Raw genomic sequence first — 6,299 nt, forward strand, 5'->3', positions numbered from 1 at the left:
GGGACAATTTGCAGCCCAGCGGAGCCGCTCGCAGCGCCCCGACCGCAGGGAGGAAGTACTCCTGGGGTGCCCAAATTAAGAAATCAAAACAGGTTCTAAACGCTGGCTGAAGAAGCAGTAGAACACAACCGAGAGGCCGCCACGCTCCACCTGGAGTGTGGCGGCCTTTTTCTGTTAGCTACTACACTTCGTGAGGGATTAGCTCGCTGGGATGCGCGAGGTCGCGCCCCAGGAGTACTCGTTCGCTCCGCTCACAGCGCCGCGTCGGTCGCAGGCTCCCTCCTCGCGATGACAACACCGAAAGAACCATCCTCCACCTTGTCATTGCGAGGACGAAGGACGACGCAATCTCATACGTTGCTGTTCGGGGCGGGCACACTAAATTACAGCGCCCCGCCGGAGATTCTCGTCCAACGGCACACACAATAGTCGCATTGAAAACGGTTGCGGCTACAAATGTGGGGAGACCCCGGCTCGTAGGCCGGGGTGACTTGATGCTGAAGAGAACACAAAGATAAAGCGTAAGGCCCTCCAGTTGAGAAAAGCCTGCAGATTAAGTCATCCCGGGCGGAGCAGCACGAAGACCCGGGATCTTTGTCCGAGTAAGCACCACCCCGCCCTTCGGGCACCCCTCCTTTACGGGCTGGCGTCCGGTAGGAGGGGACGCGGCAACGGAGCCCTTCTGCAGGACAGGGCGCGGAAGGAGCCCATCAAGTCCCCCTCAGGGGGGGGAGGAGGATGGATCGCAGCGCTCCGACGGCAGGGAGGACGTGCTCCCGGAGTGCAATCTTGTATGGTCCTGTTTGCAGCAAGCCGCCTAAAACCGGAGCGCCATCTGAAGTGTATTGACGTGGTTGTACGTCTCTCGAAACGACGTGCCCTCCTCGCGTCCGTAGAACGCATAGTCGACGTGGATGTGACCCATGCGCAGCCCCACACCCGCCGTCGGATAGCCCTGGTTGAGCCCGAGGCGTGCAATCAGGATGTCGTACTGCGCCTCGGCGCCCAGGTGAAAGCGCGTCGCAACGGGCTGCCGCACGCGTGGGTGGCGATACTCCTGGTAGTCCAGCGTAACTCCGATGTTGTCCAGAACGCTAAACGAATCCACCGTGTACGCCGCGCCGATGCGCACCGAAGCATGCGGCTGGAAGCGGTCGGCAGCGTCTGCAGGCAGCGTATCGGGCACGTCGACATTGCCGTTGGTGACGTACGCGGGCTGATCCGGGAGAAAGGCGCCCACGATCGGAATAGACAGTGCATCGTCGTGGAGCGTAAATCCGAAACGGGAAGCAAACAGATCAAACACAGTCGCCCCCACGTGCAGCTCGCCCGGCAGGTCGAGGGTCTGCACCGTGTACAGCACGCCGAGATCCATCCCAACGCTGCTTCCAGCCCAGACCGGATTCTGGTCGGCGCGGCCATCGAAGATAGCGAGCCGCCCGATCATGGGCGTGGCATCCAGAACAGGCATTTTATCATCGGGCGAGAGCGCGTCGATCCGCGTATCCAGAAAAGACACGTACCGCCGCGTCGCCTTCAGTGTGAGTCCGGCAGAGAGGCCCGATACGTAGGCCGACGCATCGTATCCCACAGCCACCAGAAACATGGCATCGGTACGGCTGGTGTGGTTGGCACGGGGGATGCGGGCGGGCGTCTCCTCAAACCGCTGGTTGATGCTGCCATGCACGTACGCCCCCGCACTGAACGCGTACGCCCCAGCACGGTAGATGCCGGAAGGAAGCGCCAGTGTGGTTTCGAAGATCGACGGGCGGGTGCCTACGCTGCGCACCGTGTCGCTGAGCGCCTCGAATCCAGCCTCGTATGCCTCCAGGTCGCCATTCAGCGCCGTGCCCGGCTGTCCGCGCGCCATCAGACGGAACTGGTCAGCGACGTGCCCGCTGCCGCTTCCATGCAGCCTGAAGGCCGTGAGAGAAGGAGGGCGCGTAGCCAGGTGGGCAGGGTTGTAGAAAAGAGGATTCGAGCTGCCCGGCAGCGCTGCAGCGCCGTCTCCGCGCCCGAGGGCTTCAACCGACGGTACGAACGCCCGCTGGGTCTGTCCGCTATGCTGGGCCTGCGCCGAGACGACCCCAATGACGCTTGCACACAGCATCAGAAGCGCCAGGCGTACGTGGGAACGCAGAGAAAGGGAGAGGGAAAGAGCTGAGAAGGACGATGGCATGAGGGCTTAGGTGAATGGGCTGAAGTGGCGGGGCCAGATAGGGGGGACGCTGAAAACGGTGCTTTGCTCATCGTACAGTCGCAATACAATAGCAAGGCCCGCGCATAACGGCAAGCGAAGACCAGGCAGATGCGTAGCGGACAGCGCCAGGTCCGGGCCGCGAAACCCCATCGGTGTGGACGTGTATCGGGATGCGGCAATGGACCTGCGGGCTCTGCTGCATGATGCTCATTTCTTGCGATGCAGCTACAGCAGAATACAGCATTAGGCAGCGTTCAGCCGGTGCAATGCCCGAGTGGCGGAATTGGTAGACGCAACAGACTTAAAATCTGTTGGTGCTTGTGCACCGTGTGGGTTCGAGCCCCACCTCGGGTACTACAATATATAATCAGGGACTCCACCCCCCGTCTCTGCGCTTGTATGAGCGGGTTGATATTAGCGGGTTGAGGTAAAGTCCGGCTCCCGTTGCCCTCTTCTTTGATTCTTGGCAACCGCACCTTGCCGGCGTATAATCTGGAACAAACCGTGAGCAACCGTACGTCTGCGGGGAAGATATGGGGAAGCAGCCTTCTTCACGTGATGGCGCACGTAAGCCGGTTCGTGGCTATGCAGGCACACCTATCCAGGCACACCTATCCAAGCAAGAGATGCAGGTAGATCAGCGCAACGGGAGCAGCGAGGGCCATTCCGTCGAACCGGTCGAAGAACCCGCCGTGCCCGGGCAGTAGTCCGCCTGCGTCTTTGGTGTTGGCCGTGCGCTTGAGCAGGCTCTGAATGAGATCGCCACACTGCGTGGCGCCGGCCAGAAGCACCGACAGGAGCACGATGTGTAGCAGGGGCACCATCGGCGCCGCCCAGAACGCGCCGCTCATCCAATAGAGCGCCCCCGCCGTGAGCGCGCCACCCACACCGCCCACCGCCCCGGCCCAGGTCTTGTTGGGCGAGATCGCCGGCGCCAGCTTGCGTTGGCCCAGGTACTTGCCCACGAAGTAGGCAAAGATGTCGGTGCCCCACACGGCAAACACCACCCATACGGTGGCCGCCACGGCCGCTGCAGACGGAAGCGCCACATGCTCACGCAGTGCAAGCAGCGCGATGAGTCCGCCTGCGGGGTAGACGCTCCCGAACACGGTGGCTGCAATGCGCTGCAGGTATGCGTCTGCGCTGCACAGAAAAGGACTCACCGCGAGTCCGGCCACCAGGAGTCCGGCTACGAGGGGCCACCAGGAGGGGTGCAGCACAGCCACAACGAGCGCGGCGCTCACGGAGAGTCCGATCGGCTGCAGGGCGGTGGCGCTGCAGCCCGCAGACAGGCGGTAGTACTCGTGCTGTGCCCCGAGCGCAATGAGCGCCATGACAGCACCAAACAGATAGCCCCCCAGGTACAACGTTCCCAGAAAAAGGGGGGCGGCGATTAACCCTGTTGCAACGCGACGCTTGAGTTCACCCACAGATCCGTTTGTTCAGTAAGGCAGGTCGGTAACGAAAGTCGGTAACGAAAACCGGTCGTGCAAGATGAGCACATGCAAAAGCGCTCCGGCGTACCGCAGCCAGAGCGCTCGGGAAAAAACAGGCAACCGGCAGCGTTATTGATCGTCGTCCTCGTCGGGTACGCTGAAGTCGGTGCGGTCGTAGCCCGAGTCCAGGCGCGCCTCGTCATCCGGGGTATGTGCGTCAGGGGCATCCGGGTCGGCTGCCATCGCCGCCTCTTCGAGCTCCTCGTCGGTGAGCTTGGTTTCGAGGATCTCGCGCGCGGTGTCGACATGGTCGGGCGGCACCAGCACCGTGACCTCTGCAAGGTCGCTCACGTTCAGGTTAAACGCATGATCGCGCTGCGTGAGCACCACAGCCGGCACGCCGCTGTCGTCGAGGCGGTCGCGCACAATGTCGGCCTCGTAGTCGGTGCCCGAGCTAAAGATAGGGACCCAGTTCTCGTACTTCGCCATAATGGTCGATTCCGTTATGAAATAAGAGGATGCGCAGGAGATTCGCTATACCAGCGGTCCAACACAGTTGGTGATGCAAGCGCGCATGACACACGCGTTGATGGTACACTCTTTCGTGAGCTGCTTGGGACGCCAATGGAGAGATCAAAGCAATTAAGCAGGCCCACAAAAGAATCTTCGAATATGTCATTGCGAGGAGCGCCAGCGACGTGGCAATCTTGTGCCTTCTAAGCAGAATAAACCGCTCTAACGGGCGCATGAGATCGCCGCGTCGGTCGCACGCTCCCTCCTCGCGATGACAAGGTGTACATGTATTTCTGCTGACTTACTTAAGATCAAAGCAATCAAGCCAGGCGCTCACGCAGCCCGCTACCCAGCGAACCAGGTACTGCATGCAATGAACAGGGCAGGGGGGAGATCCGCAACCGGTGCACAACCTGCTACACACCAAGCCTTCATCGCCAAGCCTTCATCAATATTCTCAGGAACAAAACCGGCACCGATTCGCATGACATGTACGCTACACAGGCGCTCGTAGCTCAGCTGGATAGAGCATTGGATTCCGGTTCCAAAGGTCGGAGGTTCGAATCCTCTCGAGCGCACCACAGCGGCAGGTTTTCAGCCTTCTGTCGGCGAAACAACCCATTACAGCACACCCCGATTCCGAGGCGCTGCGGTCACTCCGTGGGGCCTCGTGCTGTTTCGGGCGGTGCCTCGCCGATGCCCTACTGACACCCTGCTGCTCAGAGGCCCGTCTTCGCCGTTCTCCGTCCTACCGCCCCGCGCTCCCATGATCCAATGTGGTCCCTACGCCCTGCATCCCCTTGAAACCGGCACCTTCAAGCTCGACGGCGGCGCCATGTTCGGCATCGTGCCGAAACCGCTCTGGGAGAAGCGGATCGCTGCTGACGATCGCAACCGGATACCGCTTGCCGCGCGCTGCCTTCTCATTCAGGGCGCAGGCCGCTGCATCGTCGTAGACACCGGCATCGGCGACACGTTCTCCGACAAGGAGCAGTCGATCTTCGGCATCGACCACAGCACCCACACCCTCGTCGGCAGCCTGCGCGCAGCCGGCGTGGAGCCGGAAGATGTTACCGATGTTGTGTTTACACATCTGCACTTCGACCACAGCGGCGGCGCTGTCATGCAGCAGGGGGATGCGGTCGTGCCGCGCTTCCCCCAGGCCACCCACCACGTGCAGGCCGACCACTGGGAGGCCGCCCGCGCCCCGAATCCCAAAGAGCAGAACTCGTTTCGTGCCTCTATTTTGGATCCGTTGGCGGAGGGCGTTGCCTGGACGCTGCACGACGGGCCAGGACCGCTTATGCCGGGTATCGACCTGATTCGCGTAGACGGACACTCTCGTGCCCAGCAGCTGGTAAAGGTGCGGGGCGAGGACAAAACGTGCGTGTTCGTCGGCGACCTGCTGCCGACCCACCACCACCTGGGCGACGCCTGGACTATGGCGTACGACATCGATCCGCTACAGACGATCGACGAGAAGGCAAGATTCTTGCGGAATGCTGTAGCCAACCACTGGCTCCTGCTTTTTGAGCACGATCCCGACGTAGCCGCCGGGTACGTGGCATCTGCCGACGATAGATTGCGCGTGGAGCCGGTGTCGGTGCACTAATTTCTTTTCCTTGTACGGTACCCCACCATGGAAGCGCCCGATCCCGACGAGATGCACGATGTGCTGAGTACGCTCTTGCACGATTTGAATAACCCGCTTTCCATCATTGATGGCAACGCGCAGTTCTTGCTTGAGGTGGCTCGCGACGAAGAGCAGGACGGACCGGTGCAGGAGGCGCTGCGTGACATCCATGACGCCACGGGCCAGCTCTCGCGCCGCCTGAAACGCCTGGAAGAGCTCCGCGACCGCTTTGCGCAGGAGGATAGCGCGTAGGGGCTGTGTCGTTATTCCCTGGATCTGTCATCGCGGGGAGGAAGCGGAGCGAACGAGTACTCCTGGAGTGCGATCTGTGCGTCTCACGGAGGCAGTTCGGCCCGAACAGGGACGTATGAGATTGCACCTCAAGAGCACCTCCTCCCTACGATCGGGGCGCCGCGATCCATCCCCCTAAATCCCCCTCCGCCGAGGGGGACTTGATGGGTTCCTTCTCCGACCGTTCCTGCAGAAGTGCCACGCTGCAGCGTCCCCTCCTACCGGG

The 6,299-nt window shown here is 61.5% G+C and carries 5 protein-coding genes and 2 tRNA genes; 4 read left to right on the top strand and 3 right to left on the bottom strand.

Translation table 11 applies throughout. The annotated features are described in order from the left end of the window. Window positions 1–817: 817 nt before the first annotated feature. The gene (locus PPP56_RS09030; protein ID WP_353563715.1) at window positions 818–2,110 is read right to left on the bottom strand and encodes a PorV/PorQ family protein; all 1,293 of its coding nucleotides are present in this window, start codon (window positions 2,108–2,110) and stop codon (window positions 818–820) included. A gap of 358 nt (window positions 2,111–2,468) precedes the next feature. Between PPP56_RS09030 and PPP56_RS09035 the strand changes: the two genes are divergently transcribed. Then, window positions 2,469–2,554: transfer RNA gene (locus tag PPP56_RS09035), tRNA-Leu, on the top strand. A gap of 257 nt (window positions 2,555–2,811) precedes the next feature. On the opposite strand, the gene PPP56_RS09040 is transcribed toward PPP56_RS09035, so the two are convergent. Continuing rightward, on the bottom strand, window positions 2,812–3,630 hold the full coding sequence (locus PPP56_RS09040; RefSeq protein WP_353563716.1) for a phosphatidate cytidylyltransferase: 819 nt from the start codon (window positions 3,628–3,630) through the stop codon (window positions 2,812–2,814). Between the two features lie 135 nt (window positions 3,631–3,765). Then, window positions 3,766–4,125 carry a putative signal transducing protein gene (locus tag PPP56_RS09045; RefSeq protein WP_353563717.1) on the bottom strand — a complete coding sequence of 120 codons (360 nt, stop codon included), beginning with the start codon at window positions 4,123–4,125 and terminating at the stop codon, window positions 3,766–3,768. A gap of 528 nt (window positions 4,126–4,653) precedes the next feature. On the opposite strand from PPP56_RS09045, the gene PPP56_RS09050 reads away from it, so the two are divergent. The 3 genes from PPP56_RS09050 to PPP56_RS09060 all read left to right on the top strand — a co-directional run bounded on the left by PPP56_RS09050 (window position 4,654) and on the right by PPP56_RS09060 (window position 6,034). Then, a tRNA-Arg gene (locus PPP56_RS09050) sits at window positions 4,654–4,730 on the top strand. 185 nt (window positions 4,731–4,915) lie between these two features. Further along, window positions 4,916–5,761: an MBL fold metallo-hydrolase gene (locus PPP56_RS09055; protein WP_353563718.1), complete on the top strand. Its 846-nt coding sequence runs from the start codon at window positions 4,916–4,918 to the stop codon at window positions 5,759–5,761. Between the two features lie 27 nt (window positions 5,762–5,788). Continuing rightward, a complete protein-coding gene (locus tag PPP56_RS09060) occupies window positions 5,789–6,034 on the top strand; it encodes a histidine kinase dimerization/phospho-acceptor domain-containing protein (protein WP_353563719.1) in 246 nt (81 codons plus the stop codon). Window positions 6,035–6,299: the final 265 nt, after the last annotated feature.

Origin of the sequence: Longimonas sp. (genome assembly GCF_040409695.1) — a bacterium.
In the GTDB taxonomy this organism is placed as follows: Bacteria; Bacteroidota; Rhodothermia; order Rhodothermales; family Salinibacteraceae; genus Longimonas.

Coding starts and splice junctions, on each gene's coding strand:
- PPP56_RS09030 (WP_353563715.1), bottom strand. CDS start 2,110: ATGCTGTGTGCAAGCGTCATTGGGGTCGTCTCGGCGCAGGCCCAGCAT.
- PPP56_RS09055 (WP_353563718.1), top strand. CDS start 4,916: ATGATCCAATGTGGTCCCTACGCCCTGCATCCCCTTGAAACCGGCACC.
- PPP56_RS09060 (WP_353563719.1), top strand. CDS start 5,789: ATGGAAGCGCCCGATCCCGACGAGATGCACGATGTGCTGAGTACGCTC.
- PPP56_RS09045 (WP_353563717.1), bottom strand. CDS start 4,125: ATGGCGAAGTACGAGAACTGGGTCCCTATCTTTAGCTCGGGCACCGAC.